The organism is Pedobacter antarcticus, assembly GCF_900112985.1.
GTDB classification, from domain to species: domain Bacteria; phylum Bacteroidota; class Bacteroidia; order Sphingobacteriales; family Sphingobacteriaceae; genus Pedobacter; species Pedobacter antarcticus.
Window position 1 is genome coordinate 205,176 of sequence record NZ_FONS01000006.1, and the last position, 17,108, is coordinate 222,283.

14 protein-coding genes are annotated in these 17,108 nt (G+C 38.0%); 2 read left to right on the forward strand and 12 right to left on the reverse strand.

Annotated elements, in window-relative coordinates; all coding sequences use genetic code 11:
- The first annotated feature begins 146 nt into the window (after positions 1-146).
- Complete coding sequence (locus tag BM192_RS13905; protein WP_037439458.1) at positions 147-1,421, forward strand: right-handed parallel beta-helix repeat-containing protein; 1,275 nt, start codon at positions 147-149, stop codon at positions 1,419-1,421.
- A gap of 89 nt (positions 1,422-1,510) precedes the next feature.
- Here the strand turns inward: BM192_RS13905 and BM192_RS13910 are convergent, their stop codons facing one another.
- The 12 genes from BM192_RS13910 to BM192_RS13965 form a co-directional block, all read right to left on the reverse strand.
- A complete protein-coding gene (locus tag BM192_RS13910) occupies positions 1,511-2,863 on the reverse strand; it encodes a lipopolysaccharide biosynthesis protein (RefSeq protein ID WP_051760133.1) in 1,353 nt (450 codons plus the stop codon).
- Positions 2,864-3,012: 149 nt separating this feature from the next.
- Entirely contained in the window at positions 3,013-4,707 is a 1,695-nt protein-coding gene (locus BM192_RS13915) for a GMC oxidoreductase (protein ID WP_037443318.1), read from the reverse strand.
- A 6-nt stretch (positions 4,708-4,713) separates the two neighbouring features.
- Positions 4,714-5,286 carry a gluconate 2-dehydrogenase subunit 3 family protein gene (locus BM192_RS13920; protein WP_037443319.1) on the reverse strand — a complete coding sequence of 191 codons (573 nt, stop codon included), beginning with the start codon at positions 5,284-5,286 and terminating at the stop codon, positions 4,714-4,716.
- A complete protein-coding gene (locus BM192_RS13925; protein ID WP_037443320.1) occupies positions 5,286-6,407 on the reverse strand; it encodes a glycosyltransferase family 4 protein in 1,122 nt (373 codons plus the stop codon). Before BM192_RS13925 ends, BM192_RS13920 begins: the two co-directional genes overlap by 1 nt.
- Before the next feature lie 21 nt (positions 6,408-6,428).
- Complete coding sequence (locus BM192_RS13930; RefSeq protein WP_037443321.1) at positions 6,429-7,619, reverse strand: glycosyltransferase; 1,191 nt, start codon at positions 7,617-7,619, stop codon at positions 6,429-6,431.
- 9 nt (positions 7,620-7,628) lie between these two features.
- Positions 7,629-8,840 carry a glycosyltransferase gene (locus BM192_RS13935; RefSeq protein WP_037443323.1) on the reverse strand — a complete coding sequence of 404 codons (1,212 nt, stop codon included), beginning with the start codon at positions 8,838-8,840 and terminating at the stop codon, positions 7,629-7,631.
- 46 nt (positions 8,841-8,886) lie between these two features.
- Positions 8,887-9,501: an acyltransferase gene (locus tag BM192_RS13940; protein WP_037443325.1), complete on the reverse strand. Its 615-nt coding sequence runs from the start codon at positions 9,499-9,501 to the stop codon at positions 8,887-8,889.
- 97 nt (positions 9,502-9,598) lie between these two features.
- Positions 9,599-11,056 (reverse strand): O-antigen ligase family protein, encoded by a 1,458-nt coding sequence (locus BM192_RS13945; protein WP_037443328.1) that lies wholly within the window; start codon positions 11,054-11,056, stop codon positions 9,599-9,601.
- 14 nt (positions 11,057-11,070) lie between these two features.
- A complete protein-coding gene (locus BM192_RS13950) occupies positions 11,071-13,221 on the reverse strand; it encodes an exopolysaccharide transport family protein (protein ID WP_037443330.1) in 2,151 nt (716 codons plus the stop codon).
- 23 nt (positions 13,222-13,244) lie between these two features.
- The gene (locus BM192_RS13955; RefSeq protein WP_037443332.1) at positions 13,245-13,922 is read right to left on the reverse strand and encodes a TolC family protein; all 678 of its coding nucleotides are present in this window, start codon (positions 13,920-13,922) and stop codon (positions 13,245-13,247) included.
- Between the two features lie 30 nt (positions 13,923-13,952).
- A complete protein-coding gene (locus tag BM192_RS13960) occupies positions 13,953-15,011 on the reverse strand; it encodes a sugar transferase (protein WP_037443335.1) in 1,059 nt (352 codons plus the stop codon).
- 3 nt (positions 15,012-15,014) lie between these two features.
- Positions 15,015-15,401 (reverse strand): response regulator, encoded by a 387-nt coding sequence (locus BM192_RS13965; protein ID WP_037443336.1) that lies wholly within the window; start codon positions 15,399-15,401, stop codon positions 15,015-15,017.
- Between the two features lie 479 nt (positions 15,402-15,880).
- On the opposite strand from BM192_RS13965, the gene BM192_RS13970 reads away from it, so the two are divergent.
- Positions 15,881-17,098: a glycosyltransferase gene (locus BM192_RS13970; RefSeq protein ID WP_037443339.1), complete on the forward strand. Its 1,218-nt coding sequence runs from the start codon at positions 15,881-15,883 to the stop codon at positions 17,096-17,098.
- The last annotated feature ends 10 nt before the right edge of the window (positions 17,099-17,108 follow it).

The window sequence follows — 17,108 nt, forward strand, 5'->3', positions numbered from 1 at the left end:
GATTTTTTTACTCTATATTCCCCAACTTGTTTTTATAACACTAAAATTTTACATAGCGACGGAACATTTTGAATAGTAGCAGATTACCAATTTAAAAACATAAAATAAAAAACTTTTAAAGAAAAAATTATTATTAAAAACTCAAAATGAATAAAATTCATAAACTATTGCCTGTTCTCCTCCTCGCTTTTCTGTTAATGTCCTGCAAGAAGGGTCAGATAGCACAAGAAATTACTAAACCCGAAACCCCTCGGGACACAACGCAGGTAAAGCCTCCCGCTCAGGGAAGTAAAGGCCGGACTATCCCATTAGGCACAGGTTCCGGAAACTTGATAATTGATGGTACCAAGCTAGGACTTGCCTGTGATGATGTCATCAAAATTAAAGGTGGTACTTATAAAAGTATTGATATCAAAAATATTAATACCGGCTGTAATGTCACCATTCAAAATGATGGCTTGGTAGAGATTGCGGGAAATAGTGATCATATTTTCCTCAGTAAGGTGAGCAACCTGACAATTTCAGGTAAAGGAACTGCTGGTATTACTTACGGATTTGTATCAAGAGACAGTCCCCAGCACCGATCGATTTCAGTGACAGGTACGGTGCAAAACCTCACAGTACAAAATTTCGCATTCAAAAATATTGGAGATTATGTAGTCTATTTTAATTCCGGCCAGATTGTATATGACGGCAGCGCATCATCATATTCCAATAATGTCAGGTTCCTGAACAATAGTTGTTCTAATACTGGCTCTTTTCTTCATCTGGAAGGAGGCGTTGAGAATGGTGTGATACGTGGCCTTATTAAGAAACTGGAAGTTGCCTATCTGGACTTTCGGAACTCAAATAGTGGAGACGCTGTTCTTGCGGAAAATGCCGATGACTATAATATCCACCACAATACTGTTATTGATGTAAACAGTGCGAACAACAATCACAATGGTATTTTCACAATGAAGGGTAGTGGATCTTTTCATCACAACCTCATACGCAATCATCAGGGAAATGCGATTCGGGCCTGGACAAGAAGTTTTGGTACCACTCCGAAAGAAGTATTAATTTATAATAATACTGTAGTGAATTCCAGAAAATATTCCGGCTTTGAAGTCCAGTCATTTGCAAGCATGATTATCGGCGGCAAAACAACCTATTCAAATGTTAAAGTCTATAACAATATCTGTGGTAAACTGAATACCAGCAAAGACTGGGTCGGTGTTGTAGTAGATGTTTATAGTTTAGAGGGTGGGAAATGTGAAGTATATAATAATACCGGATTTGATTTTCCTGCGCCAAACCCTAAAAGCTACATTGTTAGTCAGCAGGCGAACACAGTGCCAGTACAAACTAATAATAAATACTTTGCAACTGCAGCTGAAGCCGGGATTCCCGATATCAATGCATTAAAAATCCAGAATTAGAAAACACTGATCTGAAATAAAGGGATAACAAAAAAGCAGCAATAGACTTGCTGCTTTTTTGTTATCCCTTTATTATTAAATAATCTTACTTATCTCGTTCTGGCAAAAATAGTAGCAAAGATTTGTTTAACGAATAAAACCGTTTCCTGAAAACCAATCACATATATATTCCAGAAACTGAATTTATGAAATCTGTTTAAAGGAGGATAAGCTATAATTATAGCGAGCAGTACCGGGATCACATTAGCTATAGCAATCGTATAAACTGATTTGAAGAACATCATTCCGATGAAATCTGCTGCGACATTTGCAGCGAGCATAATTAAGATTTTGAAGAAGTTAATCTTCGGTTTATGAATAACATCGAGTGTGAGTGCGAAAAACCTGTCTGCAGGTGCGAAAATAGCGATGCTCATAAACATCCGGAATAAATGCGGAGCTTCGGTATTTACATATTTCCCACCACCTATCAAAGCAATAATCGGTTCCGCAAAAATGATTGAAACCAAAGCAATCAGAAAAATGAAGATAGTTATCATTCCAATCATCTTTTTCATCACAAATATCATTTCAGCTTTCTGATTGTTATTGTAATAGGCAGATAAGCTCGGCATACCCGATGCAACAAAACTTAATAAAGGAATTTCAATTAATTGCATCAGCCTTCCACCAAGATTGTATACCGCCAATGCTGCAGGTCCTAAAAAGAAGTTAATAAACATGATATCAGTTACCTTAAAAAGATTCGAGCTAACCATTGTTCCAACGCTGTATTTCCCAAAATGGAAAAGATCCAAAAAAGATTTACGTGTTGCATTGGTTATTGACTTTATCATGGTCCAGCCAAAGCAGATAGCGGCAATACCTGCTATCAGATTAGTAATTATGTAAGTATAGATTATAGAGGTCAGCGTTACAGTACCCATAAAAGTTAATACCCCCACTGTTCCTGTAAATAACGTCTGATTAATCAGCCTCAACCATAAAAGCCTGTCAAATCTCTTATCTCCCTGCACTATGAGAGTAGCCATAAAAGAAGGTAAAGTTGCCAGTGTGATTATCGAGAAGTACTTAATAAAAAGCACAACACCTTCATTTTCACTAAAAGGCGGCAGCAAGTAAAAAAGTACGTTTAGTACAATTAATGACCCCGTGATTATCAAAGCAAGGCACCAGGCTGATCCAGCTATTTCCTTAGCAACGGCACCAGTAGTACCAGAATAAAATTTAATAAAAGCGGTTGTGATAAATCCCGATCTGAGGGTATCAATCAACCCAAGTACTGTCATAAAAAAGACGTAGACACCTATATCCTGAACAGAAAGTGCACGATAAAGAATGGCAATGATCAGCATTCCAAAAACTGCCATTACACCGTTTCCTGCTAGAGATTGAAAATGTATATTATTAAGAGGAGACAGTATCTTTTTTAATGAAAGCATTTTTAGATAGTAAATTAATACAATATTTTTTGGAAGTGCATAAAAATCTCAATTTACAGCTATGAAGAAACTATAAATATTTCTTTTCGTCTAAGATATAAGAAAGAGTCCCGATATCAAATTTTCTTTAGTTTAAGATGATATGACTATCAAAGATTATTTTTCTTAAGTTCCTCCACGGCATAATTACATGCCCGCGCAGTTAATGCCATATAAGTTAAAGAAGGATTCTGACAAGCAGATGAAGTCATACAACTTCCATCTGTTATAAAAACATTCTTTACAGCATGGATTTGATTATTACCATTTAATACAGAAGTCTTTGGATCTTCACCCATCCTTGCCGTTCCCATCTCATGAACAGTGCCGCCTCCAACAGTTTTATAATTAAAACTGTCAATATTGTTAAAACCCGCGTCCGCAAGCATCTGTTGTGAGGTATGCTGAATATCCGCCATCATCTTCTTCTCATTCTCTTTAAATTCAAAATCTATTTTGATAAGCGGTAATCCCCATTTATCTTTTTTATCATTATCAAGGGATACCCGGTTATCATGATAAGGAAGACACTCGCCCCAGCCGGCCATCCAAACTGACCATTCGCCAGGCCGCGTCAACTGCTTTTTAAAGTCAGCGCCAAATCCTGCATTCCGTCCCATTTCCTGCCATCCGTAGCGCTCTCCGTCACCCTGAATATTGTACCCTCTGAGAAAAGCAGCATTCGTGTCTGGAACCAGGTTTCTAAATCTGGGTATAAGAAAACCACAGGGCCGTCTTCCCTTATAATAAGAGTCCTGAAACGAAGAATGTGTGCCTTGTGCACCCGCTGAGGAATGATGATCCATTAGATTATGCCCCAACTCGCCACTGTCATTTCCAAATCCATCGGGGAATCTGGACGATTTTGAGTTAAGCATAATACCCGCTGTAGCAATTGTGGAGGCATTTAAAAAGATAACCTTTGCTGAATACTCAAAGGTTTCCATTGTTAATGTGTCTATCACCCTTACTCCAGATGCTTTACCGGATTTATTATCATAGATTATTTCTGAAACAATTGAATATGGCCGCAGTGTCAGATTCCCTGTTTGGAAAGCGGCAGGAATCGTAGAACTGTTACTGCTAAAATAACCACCATAAGGACACCCTCTCGTACATAGGTTTCTATTTTGGCAGGGCCCCCTTCCATCCCATCCTTTAGTCAGGTTCGCCACCCGGGCGATAGTAAGCAACCTGTCGCCGTTATGTTTTTTAATGGAATTATTAAGATGATTTTCTATGCAATTTAATTCCATCGGGGGTAGAAAAGAACCGTCCGGAAGATGACCCAGATTTTCGTTTTGACCACTTACGCCTATAAAATTTTCAACATAGCTGTACCAGGGAGCAATATCACGATACCTTATTGGCCAGTCAACCCCATGACCATCCTTCTTATTTGCCGCAAAATCAAGATCACTGAGCCTATAACATTGACGGCCCCAAGTAAGTGACCTCCCACCGACCTGGTATCCCCTGATCCAATTAAAAGGCTTCTCTTCCAGATATGGGTGATCAACATCATTAGCGAAGAATGACTGGCTACCAGCATCGGCGTATTGTGTTTTTTTAGGATTATTCTGCTTCTCCTGCTCACTAAAATTAAGGCGCAGGCCAAAATCCCAGGGTTTTAGATTTGCAGTCGGGTAATCCTGGATATGCTTAACATCTCTCCCTCTTTCCAGCAAAAGAGTCTTCATTCCCTTTTTACAAAGTTCCATTGCCGCCCAGCCGCCACTTATTCCAGAGCCAACAACGATGGCATCAAAAGTCGCCTCAATTTTAGATTTCCCTGATATATACATTACATACTATTTTGTTGCCCAGGATTTCTGATTTAACTGCAGAGGTGTACAAGCAAGATAATCGCCTGGCACATAATCAAAAGCAAGACCCTGCATGGCACCAACTTCAGATGTACAATATCCCTCAACCGTTAACTCCTTTAGTTTTATAAAAAATGGCTTACCCAACAATCTATTGCTGATCTTATTTAGTATTGCCGACGAATATCCAGAAGATTTTTCATAATAACTCAAAATCTGATACCTGGATTTATAGCTACAATTTATAAACTCGTTTTCATAATAGTTTAAAGCATATTGTTCCAGTTGCTTTAAACCTTTTATAAAATTACGCTGCGTTTTCTTATCAGAGCCCTCGGTTATCATACGGATTATAAACTGATCCACCCTGGCGTCTTTAGCACCGGGTGTATCCGTTCTTGGTATTATCATTTCCGCAAGTTCAGCAATTGTCGGTTGTTTACCTGCGAGATATTCGATATCCGGGCTCTCCCAACCGGTGAACTTATACACGGCAACAATTGCAGAGCCTGAAAGACCTGCACCGAGTAAATACTTTAAAGAAGTTCGCCTGTTCATTACTTTAGTCCTAAAACCTTATCATAAACGTTCTCAATTTTTAAGGCCATTTCCTCAACACCAAAATTGTCCTTAATTGTTCTGTATGCCTGTTCCCCAAGTCTTTCTCTCAAATTCCTGTCCGATGCCAGCGTCGTAATCGCGTCGGCTAGTTTTGAAGATTCAGACACAGGTACCAATACTCCGTTTTCCATTTGTCTAACCAGGTCCCGGGTGCCATCAATTGCTGTAGCCACAATTGCCTTTCTCATGGCCATTGCTTCGAGCAATGCAATGGGCAGCCCCTCCCATAAAGAAGGTAGACAAAATATATCTATAGCATTAAGAATAGAAGGAATATCACTACGAAAATCCAGAAAAACTATTCTGTCGGTCAATCCCAGTTCACCCGCAAGCCTGAGCATCTCAGGCTTAAGCTCTCCATCTCCTATAATTACAAATTTGATTACCTCCGGCGTGAGTGCAATAGCACGTAAAAAGGTGAAAGGATCTTTCTGCACAGTTATCCTTGCAATATAACCGACTAGTACAACGCTGTTGTCGATATTTATTTCTTTTCTAAAATCCGGAAAAGTCTGGTCAGGATTAAATTTATTCTGGTTGATTCCATTAACAATTACCGACCCTCTTGAGATAGGAAATCTCTTTTTGCCGTCTGCAAGATTACTTTGGGAAACACAAATTGTATGATCTGCCTTGCTGACTAACAGACGCTCACTTTGAGCCCTGATAAACTTTACGGGCATAGACTGGTCAGGATGAAATGACCACCCATGAACCGTATATACCAAAGGTATGTTCAGCTTTTTCGCACTATAAAAAGTATTCGAATTAGCCCTGGTTCCATGTGCATGAACTAAATCTATATTTTCGTCAGTTAATATCTGTGTAACAGCTGGCCAGGCCTTCCAGTTAAAAGGACGTTCAGTTGGTACAACATACACAGTAAAACCCTCAGATTTAAGCTGATCTACCATCGGACCAGGTGTGAAAGCCAGGATTACAGATTCAAATTTATCCCGGTTCAGCTGGTGTACAAGATCGAGTACATGAGTTTCCCCACCACCTATTTTACCTTGCCTGATAGCATGGAGAATCCTAGTTTTTTTTGTCGCTGTCATTTCCGATGTATTAAAGACTAATTATTTGATAGAGTTTTCGACCTCGTCGATATGCTGATCGCTGTAATGCACAGTTGCAACTGAAATCTCATTTGCGCGTTTAGCTTTCAGTAGAGACAGTATCTGTAAAAAAATAAACTTAGGGATATTAACAAGTGCCTTATAAATTATACCAGGTGCTTTAAAATAAGAAAGTGCAGCAAAAAAAACTGCCAGAAAGCAGATGATTGCAATGCCCCAGAAGTACAACATTTCCGGTAGAAGGACCAGGTCGACAAAAACGCCAATGACGGTCACTAAAGCAAGCATGAACAAAGGCGGCCTGGAAAAAACCAGTCCACAGAAAAATTGATTACGATTCAAATTAACAAGTCCTCTCCCAATTAATTTAACGCCTTCACCAGAATATTTAAACCATGTATTAATCCATCTCGCGCGTTGATTTACCAATTGGTTTGACTTCGCAGTTTTTTCATCAAACACGATAGCTTTCTCTGCAAAAGCTATCCTATAGCCTCTTTTCAAGATCTGCATCTGGAGTACTTTGTCAAAACCAGCCCCTTCAATCTCAATCGTTTCCAGGCAGTCCCGGTACAACTGAGTTGTAAAAGCCATCCCCGAACCGGCAAGTGAGGCAGAAGAACCGCATTCAAACAGCAATTTCCGGTCAATAAAACGATAATATATATCTCCTGCTTCATCCAGACATGCATAACTTGTATTCAGGTTTTTAGCCTGTCTGACACCCTGAACTGCAACATATCCATCTGCAAAAAAATGATTGAGTTCATTAAGATACTCAGGGGAAACCAGGTTATCGCTATCTATAATCGTTAAAATTTCATGTGGCCTTTTAAAATTGTGTATTGCATGAAAATGTGATTTAGTATTACTAGCTAAAGTGTGCTCAGGCCTTAGAAGAACAACCTTATCACTATTAAAATTTAAATTGGAGATATCGCAATTATCAGCTACGATGTAAATCAGATAATTTGAATAATTTAGCTTTAATGCGGAATCAACTAGTGCGGGCAATAAGTTAGTCTGCTGATAGGCAGTAATTATTACTGCATAATCAAATTCCCGGATAATGGGATTACTCGGTTTATCTGCTCTCCGGACCAGCTTTATTAATAAAAGCAGGACAGGGAGAATAAAATAAAAAGCCATAAAAAAATGGAATATAATCCAGACAGTTTTTAAAATTTCCATAAGCAGCGGCTATTTATGTGCCGAAATAGTTTTTTCAATTGCGCGATAAATCTTATCCACGCTATTTTCCCAAGTATGAGTTAATGCATATTCAGTTCTGGCTTTCTGAAGTTCTGCATTATCATCCCGGAGAGCAGACTCTATAAGTTCCAGATAATCTTCTTTAGATTTAGCCAGACTCACGAAATCTTTAAATGATTCCATAGTTGCTGTAGCGCTTACCACCACAGGCTTACCCATTACCAGATACTCATCTATTTTACGCGGATAATTGCCAATTGTGACTTCATTAATAAGCTGGGGGTTAATACACACGTCAAATATTCTGATATAATCAGCCAGCATTTCCATAGGCTTGATACCCGCGAAAATAATATTTTTAAAACTATGCAGTTTTCCAGCTTTGAATGCATTGTCCTCCGGACCGACCATAATTATCGTCCAATCAGGTTTGTTCTTTGCAAGATAAGCAATAATATCCTGGTCCAAACGTGCACTTTCTAAAGCCCCGACATAGCCAATAACGGGCCCGGAAAACTTTTCTGCGAATGGGTAAGGTCCAGGTATTCCAGTAAAAAATTTAAAATCGCAACCCTGTCCGACATAAAATGAATTGGTATTAAACTGCCGGCAATAATCCGTGAGATAGGTTGAGTTGGTAATGCACAAATCATACTTAGCAATAATAGCCGGCTCCAACCGTAGCCCGTGTCTTCGCCAGTATGGAACTGCCACCATATTATCTCTGGAGTAATAAATGCTCAAAACCGGGTCAAGAAATTCTTTAAGATGAAAACCCTTGAACATCTCGTTATCATTAAGCAGCATAAAATTACTAAACCCAAGTAATTTTAAGGCTTTTTTAATCGACTGGGCGAACTTGTAATTATTGTATTTATTGGCCCAGTCAAATATAAAATTACTGCCAATCCAATTGATAGATTCCAGCATACAATCCGGATAGAGATTCCAGAGATTTTCCTGGATCTTTACAATCTCAATCTTTTTGTTTTTTATGATTGCCCTTCGCTTCTTAACTCTGGGGTTTTTCCACTCTCTGTAAAGTGTGACGCGATCCAATGGAGAATTCACATAAAGAACCCTATGCTTTTTAGAGAGTTCTAAAGCAAGGTCCTTACTGTTGCTGCCAATCTCGACATCCCATGGCTGCTGCCCAATAATGACAACTTCAAATTCTGAATGCCCCCCGAAGTTAATCATATCTAAACACCTTTATTATGTATATAGTCAAAATGGAATCCCCCGATTATACCTTGTCCCAGACCCTGGTAAGGTGATTATATTTTTTTATCATTTTAGCAGGATTGCCTACAACAACAGTATAAGCTACTACATCTTTGGTAACTACACTTCCAGCACCGACAATAGCGTGTTTTCCAATGCTGACACCTGGAGTTATCACACAGTTTGCCCCTATCCATACATCGTCAGCTATAAGCACCTGTTTACAGATCTCCTTTTGTTTACGAGGCGAAATATCTACATTCTCATACCCGTGATTTAAACCAGATATAACAATATTCTGAGCTAGCATTACATCCGATCCTATCGTAACAGGTCCTATAATTACATTACCGATTCCGACAATGGTGTGCTCACCGATAATTACATCCCCAACCCCATTGTTAATTGTTGCAAAATCCTCGATAACAGAATAATTACCTAAATCAAATTTATTATACGGAAACACGTCGAGTCTTGTCCTCCGTCTTATAATAGAACTACGTCCCCTTTTATGTATAAAAGGATTCACAAAAAGACTTACCCACAATCTTGGTTTATGTTCATTCGCGGGAATCATTAACTTCAGGGCTAATGATTTCAAGACCGGGTTGTTTTTTATTCTATCTGTTAATGACATCGTATAAAATTATTTATTCTTAAATACTTCAAATCCCTTTAAGAAACCATACACAAAACAGATAGCAGCTGGAACAACGAAAATTTCAAATGGCATATTAATCCTGGACTAAGGGTATATTTACTTTTTTTCTTAACTCTTCATCAATTTTCGGTCCTAAAAACACCAGAACCCATGAAATGTAGACTATATATGATGACGGCGCTGTATTGATGACTTCGTTTCCATAGCTACAAATCAAGATACCTGCGAAACCAGACGTTAAAGCAATCATTTTGATTTTGAGCCGCTCGTCCTTGATGTTCCAAACTATTCCGCAACACTTCCCTAAGATATACATCATTATACCAAACCAGATGACAAACCCCACAATTCCATACATAGCCCAAACCTTGACCCAATAACTGTCCGGTGCAATTGTAGAAAGGAATTTATCTTTATTATACTCTAGTCCCCATACCCCGATAACACCAAGGCCGCCGCCCAGCGGCCGGGTACTCAAATATTCCCGTAAAATTTGCTGATTGGTAATTCTGACATTGAAGGAAGCCTCCTTGGGATCAAAAGCGGTTCTTAGCCGGTAAATTTCGTAGTTACTGTTACCGATATAAGTATACTTTAATACGAACAAGAAAGAGCACGCAATTAAACCTCCGATAATCATCACCTTAAATTTTTTACTAAGGACAAGCGCAACAAACACCCCGACAATCAGCGCAAAGATGGCGCCTCTTGTACCGGAAATAAGCATCCCATATAATAAGATTAAAGATGCGATAAACAGCAGGACTCTTTTCCACATTTTAAAAGGGCCCAATGACAGCACAAGAGCTATCAATCCTATGTGCGCCTGCGAAGCACCAAACTGACCTGCATCGCTATAAAAAGAGAAGACCCTCAACCTGCCAAAAAGAATATGTGTAACGTAGCCGCCCTCGTCAATAAACCGCTGTTCTCCTGGAGATAGACCGATATACAACTGTTTCATTCCGTTGAAAGCTGCGAGAAGAGAAAACCCGATGATTAAACCGAGAAATACATTAAGATCGCGGTTTCGTTTCAACACCAGGAAACCAATAACGACGACTAGAAAAGGGTAAAGAGCTGCAGCCCGGATTTCCTGAAGCCAACCTTGCACACTTGCTCCTGCAGGATTGGCTATCTCCAGAACGCTGATAATAAGCCATGTAAGCATTAGCAGACACAAATCATTATTAAGTGTTTTCCAGTTCTGCTCATCAGGACTAAAAATTAAAGTGAGGCAGCCCAGAATCATAATTCCTTCCTGCATAATCCCGAATGGACCTCCTCCAATTTCCCTGGTGAGGATCATGAAAGTGAAGATGAAGCATAATAAAACCCAAATGATCGCATTAGGTTTTTTGATGAAATAAAGTTCAATACCGACCAGTATAGCTAGCGCAATTGCACCAACCGGTAAAATAATTCCGGCATCACCTACAAACACACCAATTCCGATGCTTAATGCAATAGCAATTGAAATTAGTATAATCTTTAATTTATTATAGCGCTCCCGCCCGGATGATTTCACCATCAAAGATTCAACAATTAAGATTTACCCTTATAATCCGCCTTCATTTTATTTAAGACCCACCCAATAAATCCTTTTTGTTCTTTTAGATATGGAAGAAGTTCCTTCTCTTCATCTGACAAGACTTTGCCATATTCAAATACCGCAATAGTTTTCTCTGCGAACAAAAGCCATTCTTTGGCCAGATTTACCTCATTTATACTATGTATATCTATAATAATCAAATCGAACTCGTTTCTAAGAATGTCAAATCCGGCCCGCAGATTCCGCAAACTCTGAATTTCAAGCAAGGAGGTGTTATCCTCATTTTTATTCAGGACAGTAATTAAGTCATTCGCATTAATCTCCCTTTTTATCAGAAAAGTTTCAAAATTGCCTCTTGCCGTTAATTCCTTAGTTTTTTCATTTTCGATTGCCTGCGACTCACCACCGATCAACAGAACTTTCTTTCCGGTTTTAGCAAATGCATAAGCAAGACTGGATGAAATAAAGGATTTGCCCTCTCCATTACCAAGACTTGTTATTCCCAGAATCCTGCTGCTATCCCTATCCATTTCACTGGATATGTCCAGGCGTAAGGTTCTAAGCTGATTTTTAAAAACTTTGTATTCAGGAGCGTCACCATCTCCCCATATTTCCTTGAAAGATTTAATAATATTTACGTAGTGAAGATGTCCGATTACCGGTAGGGAAGTAAGTGCCGTTAATTGCTTCGCATTGATAATAGACCTGTCAAGGAAGAACAACAGTACAACAGTCATAAAACAAAGCGCAAAGCTACCAATTCCGGCGGCAGCTGTAAGAACCATTTTTTTCGACGGTTCCGGCGTTCCGATAAGACCAACCTGGGCAATATTAAGCTTCAGACCAATATTCTGCTCCGTTCTCGTTTGATTATACCTATTTAAGGCATCCATGTAATCTTTTGTAGCTAAATCGGCGTCTCTTTCATAATTCTGGATACCAGCGTCAAAAGGAACCATACTATTGTATTTACCTTTCAAAACCGCAAGTTCCCTGTTAATTGCAGAAATACTGCTTTTTGCTTGATTCATAGCAATCTCCAGCGTCGATCTCTGCTGAATTAAATTCTGTTTATTTACAGTTGGATCTGTAATATTCTGATCAGAGTTAGCCGCTGTTTTTTCTGACATCAAATTGGTTAACGAGTCAACCCTTTTTTTATCTGCTACTTTAAAACCACCATCTATATACCTGTCATTTGCAACTTTAAGCTGATTTTTAAGATTTACTATTTCCCTGTTTTGGGAAATGACGTTCCCGCCAGCAAGTGGATCTTTACCCCTCAGCCTCGCTTCAATTGCTCTAATTGCTCCCGAATTAGCCTGAATAGCACTAATAGCCTGAGCCTTACGTTCTTCATTGAGAGAAATCTGAGAGTAAACCGCTTCAGACTGCTTGTCTAAATTAATTACCCCATTCTGCATCTTAAACTGCTTTAAATCAGCATTCTTTGCATTCATTGTGGCTTCTTTCGTTTTCAAAAGCGAATCCAGGAGAACCATAGAATTATTCTGATTATAGCCGACATCCAGCGTATAATTCCTAATAAACTCTGTTGTCAACGTATTAACAACAAAAGCAGAAAGTTCGGGATTATTAGATGTATAAGTTACGTTGATGAAATCACTCCCGTCATTTCTGTTAATCTCAAGGTTTTTATCTATTCCCTTCTCATCGTAACCCATAGAGACGACAATATCATAAAGCGGATATTTACCTTTATTATCTACCGGAGTAAGTACGGTCTTTTTCTGAAGCTTTTCCTTATATAAAGCAATTAGTTCATTCCGTTGCGGATCTGATAAAGAATCCAGCTTTGGGCTGTACTTTTTATAAGACTGGCCTGGATTTTCGAGGTCATGTAAAATCAGATGATAGGAAAGAATACTCGAAATCTTCTTCATCTTAATTTTCTCAATGATATTGGAAAATTGCTGACTGAGTTTAAAGTAGTCAAGGTTTTGCTCGGTTGTAGCAACTTGCTTAGACTGGTCAATCAGACCTGTCGATATCTGAGCCTGGGACTTATACTGATCAGGTAAATTTTTAACCAAAAGATAGGCCACCACAACAGTAACGAGCGGCACAAGTATAATAAGCCACTTATATCGTTTGAGATGAGAATTAAAAGCCTTAAAATCCATTATTTATGATGATATATTTTTTTTTATTTAACTTCAGCAAGAGGTTTTCCTACAATTTCTTCCAGCGCATCTTTTGCTGTCAGGTAGCTAACTTCAGAGGTGATTTTAGCAGTATTGGCAGCAGCAAGATTTATTCTCGACTGATTATACACTTCAAGTGAGATTTCACCTTTTTCAAATTTATATTTTAAATTCTCGGCTACATTTTTATTATCCTGAACACTTTGAGTATTAACTTTAAGTTGTCCGAGTTGCTCAATATAAGCATAATATCTTCTTTTAACCTCAGTACCGAGTGACATATCATACTCCTGGGCTTCTAACTGGGCTATTTTATAATCTGCCCTAGCTTTTTTTCCAATGTAAGGTTTTTGAAGAAAATTCCCGAGGTTCAAAGATACTCCAAACTGGAAACCGTTCACCGTATAAGGATTGATTGGGTTTAACACATCAGATTTTTTATCAGGTCTGTAAAAGTATGACACATTGAATATATCAAGATAAGAAACTGCATTTATTGGAATAGCAGTCTTTGCACTTTCAGCCCGGGCTTCAAATATCTTAGTGCGGGGAAAATTAAGCCGCGCCAATTCAATATATTTTTGAAGTAACGAGTAATTGATATCACCTATGATAGATTCCTGTGCAGAAGCGCTAAGGGTAAATAAAGAGCATAGAAGAAAAATGTAAAGCTTTTTCATTTTTTTTAAGTTAAATATAGATTTTAGATTTTAAACTTTTTCTTTCTGGAATAAAGCGGGAACTGTGCGTAACATAATGTTGAGATCAAACCAGACTGAATAATTTTTAGCATAAAAATTATCTAGTTGCTTTCTCTCAGTGTCTGACATCTCACTTTTTCCCCGTTTACTGATTTGCCATAATCCTGTTAACCCGGAAGGTCCTAGAAAACGTAGAGACCATTCATTGCTGGTTAGCATTTCAGCTTCATAGAGTGGCAATGGACGATTACCAACCAAAGACATATCCCCCTTAATTACATTGAATAACTGGGGAATTTCATCCAGACTGGAATTCCTTAAAAAGTTACCAAGCTTGGTAACACGTGGGTCATTCTTAATTTTAACAAATGCATTAGAACCACTTCCGTCATCAGCGTACTGGTTCAGGTTTGATAAATTCTTTAATTCTGCATCAGCCCCAACCTTCATTGACCTGAATTTATAGAAATCAAATATTCTATACCCGGTACCGACTCTCTTACTTTTATAAATAACCGGGCCTTTTGAATCAAGCTTAATCAAAATTGCGACCAGAAGAAGAATCGGAGAGAGCACTAATAATACCGCGCCAGAAGCAATCATATCAAAAATTCTTTTTGGATATGGAACATGGTATTCATTTCTTTTTTTGATAACAGACAGTTGCTCGATATTAGGTTTGATCAGCTTGAATTTAATCAAAAAATTAAGTCTTTCATTCAGCACATCAACTTCGTATGGATGAACATACAAGTCGTGCACTTTAGCTTTAATTGCTCTCAATTTGAGCTTCAAATCCTGTCTATCCCCTATCAGGATTATGATGAGACCACTTGTTAAAGGATTACTTTTAATTTTTTCAACTAGTGAAAAAACCAGTTCTTCGTCGTCCGCTTCAATCATGATAACATCAGGCGTAGAAAATAGAGACATTTTATTTAAATGATCCTCAAGTAATACATTATCCGCGACTGCAACGACATTAAACATATTATTTAATGCTTCGGCCGATTCGGAGAAATGTTTAGACCCCGAATAAACTAAACTAACTCTTTTGTTGTTCTCCATTTATTAATTGGCAATAATTTGATTTGAATTTAAAACTTTGGCTATCTCCTCTTTTAAGAATTCAGGGTTGAATGGTTTTGGAAAATATGCCTCCACTTTAAATGGCAAATTAGAAACAATATTATCCAGGTCTTCAGCCGCAGAAAGAATAATTACAGGTATATCCCTATAAAACCCACTTATTTTTATACTCTTTAAAAACGATGAGCCATCAAAATATGGCATATGAAGATCAAGAATAATAAGATCTGGCAGATTGCCATCTTCAAACCATAAATGAGCCTTGTATCCGCTTTCAACAGCATATATATTATACTGTTTGTTCAGAATAAAGTTCAATAACTTTAAAATGCTAGGCTCATCATCAACGAGTAATATTTGCTTCTTCATCTTCTGCAGACTTATATTTAGTATTATTTTTTAAAAAGTTTTATTGAATTAGTCAACAGCTTTAAAGGTCCCGATTTATCAAATCTACAGATATGTATGCAAAAAACCACCCAGAAGTACGCTTTAGCCAGAAACAGATCAAAAATATTGCGATAACTATAGTAATGAGGTTATTTTCTTATCATAATCGGTTTTTTGGGTATTAAAACTGGGTAATTACTTTCTCAAATGAGAAAGTACGTACTCGAGAAATAACAAAAATTAACTGCTGTAAAGTATATTAACCACAAAGATTTAAAGTTAAATGGTTCGGCACACTTTTGGCCTTCTATTAACTACTTTGCAATTTAATAATAAAGTCGTTAATTCATCCATCCAATTTACTAATACAATATCAATACTCCAAGTACCTGAATACACCAGTGAAGAATATTTATCTAAATTTATACTATGCGTGAAAAAATTAACTTGATGATTTTATGGTTTTAAAAGACAAGGTGATCATTATACTGGGAAATACCCGATACGATGGACCAATACAGGCGACATCGGTATTTATAGCTCAAAACCTTGCCCTGCATAATAAGGTCTTTTTTATCGACTATCCATTTACAATTAAAGATTTTTTTTCTCATTTACTAAAAAAGAACGGCCTGTCTGCCGAACGACTAAAGAAGTATTCTATCTTCTCAGATGGGCTGCTGGAGACTGAATTGCCGGGTTTGAAGATCGTGATAACTCCACCTGTTATTCCTGTTAATTTCTTACCTGAAGGAAAAACTTACAGGAATATACTCTATTTCAATGAATGTCTGATCAGAAAACGTTTAAAAAAAATAATTAAAGCGGAAAAAATAAAAGAATTCATCTTTATAAATTCATTCAATTTCCACTATCCGGATATTGCTAACGGGCTCCATCCGCTTTTGACTGTATATCATTGCGTTGATCCCATGATCGTTCCGTATGACATGAAGCACGGCATACAATCTGAAGCAGCACTCGTTAGCAAAAGTGATCTTGTTATCTGTACGAGCATGGCTTTATACCGGGAAAAATCGAAGGAGAATAAGAATACCTATTTTGTTCCAAATGCAACGGATTCTGATCTGCTGGAAAAAGTTCAGGACAAAAATTTATCAGTGCATGCTCAGGTCAGAGGAATTAAATCTCCGATAGTCGGTTATCTGGGAACTATAGAGCGACGAATAAACTACCAGTTACTGCAACAAGTAGCGGAAGCCAATCCCGATTATTCATTTGTGCTGGCAGGTCCGGTAACAGCTACATATCTGCCGCAATCTTTGGCAGAACTGGAAAATGTACATTTGCTAGGTGCTATCCCTTATGATCAAGTTCCCCAGTTAATCAAAAGCTTTGATATTGCAATTATCCCGTTTAAAAAAGATGAAGTAAGTAATACCATCTTTCCTATTAAGTTATTTGAATATCTTGGTGCTGGAAAGCCGGTTATAGCAACAGATTTTAATGATGATCTGAGGGAATTTACAGAAGATCAGGTTTCCTACTGCTCGGATGCAGAATCTTTCAGTCTGTCAATCCGGACGGCGTTAATGACGAATTCAGAAGAATTAATACAGAAAAGAAAAGAGCTGGCAGCTAAGAATACCTGGGAAAACAGAACGGCTCAGATAGCCAGTATTATTGCCGCACACCTAGAGAAAAAAAACGCATAATAAGCCGGTT

Bases quoted from the DNA above. Each gene is read 5' to 3' on its own strand.
- BM192_RS13905 (WP_037439458.1), top strand. From the start codon at position 147: ATGAATAAAATTCATAAACTATTGCCTGTTCTCCTCCTCGCTTTTCTG.
- BM192_RS13910 (WP_051760133.1), bottom strand. From the start codon at position 2,863: ATGCTTTCATTAAAAAAGATACTGTCTCCTCTTAATAATATACATTTT.
- BM192_RS13915 (WP_037443318.1), bottom strand. From the start codon at position 4,707: ATGTATATATCAGGGAAATCTAAAATTGAGGCGACTTTTGATGCCATC.
- BM192_RS13920 (WP_037443319.1), bottom strand. From the start codon at position 5,286: ATGAACAGGCGAACTTCTTTAAAGTATTTACTCGGTGCAGGTCTTTCA.
- BM192_RS13925 (WP_037443320.1), bottom strand. From the start codon at position 6,407: ATGACAGCGACAAAAAAAACTAGGATTCTCCATGCTATCAGGCAAGGT.
- BM192_RS13930 (WP_037443321.1), bottom strand. From the start codon at position 7,619: ATGGAAATTTTAAAAACTGTCTGGATTATATTCCATTTTTTTATGGCT.
- BM192_RS13935 (WP_037443323.1), bottom strand. From the start codon at position 8,840: ATGATTAACTTCGGGGGGCATTCAGAATTTGAAGTTGTCATTATTGGG.
- BM192_RS13940 (WP_037443325.1), bottom strand. From the start codon at position 9,501: ATGTCATTAACAGATAGAATAAAAAACAACCCGGTCTTGAAATCATTA.
- BM192_RS13945 (WP_037443328.1), bottom strand. From the start codon at position 11,056: ATGGTGAAATCATCCGGGCGGGAGCGCTATAATAAATTAAAGATTATA.
- BM192_RS13950 (WP_037443330.1), bottom strand. From the start codon at position 13,221: ATGGATTTTAAGGCTTTTAATTCTCATCTCAAACGATATAAGTGGCTT.
- BM192_RS13955 (WP_037443332.1), bottom strand. From the start codon at position 13,922: ATGAAAAAGCTTTACATTTTTCTTCTATGCTCTTTATTTACCCTTAGC.
- BM192_RS13960 (WP_037443335.1), bottom strand. From the start codon at position 15,011: ATGGAGAACAACAAAAGAGTTAGTTTAGTTTATTCGGGGTCTAAACAT.
- BM192_RS13965 (WP_037443336.1), bottom strand. From the start codon at position 15,401: ATGAAGAAGCAAATATTACTCGTTGATGATGAGCCTAGCATTTTAAAG.
- BM192_RS13970 (WP_037443339.1), top strand. From the start codon at position 15,881: ATGGTTTTAAAAGACAAGGTGATCATTATACTGGGAAATACCCGATAC.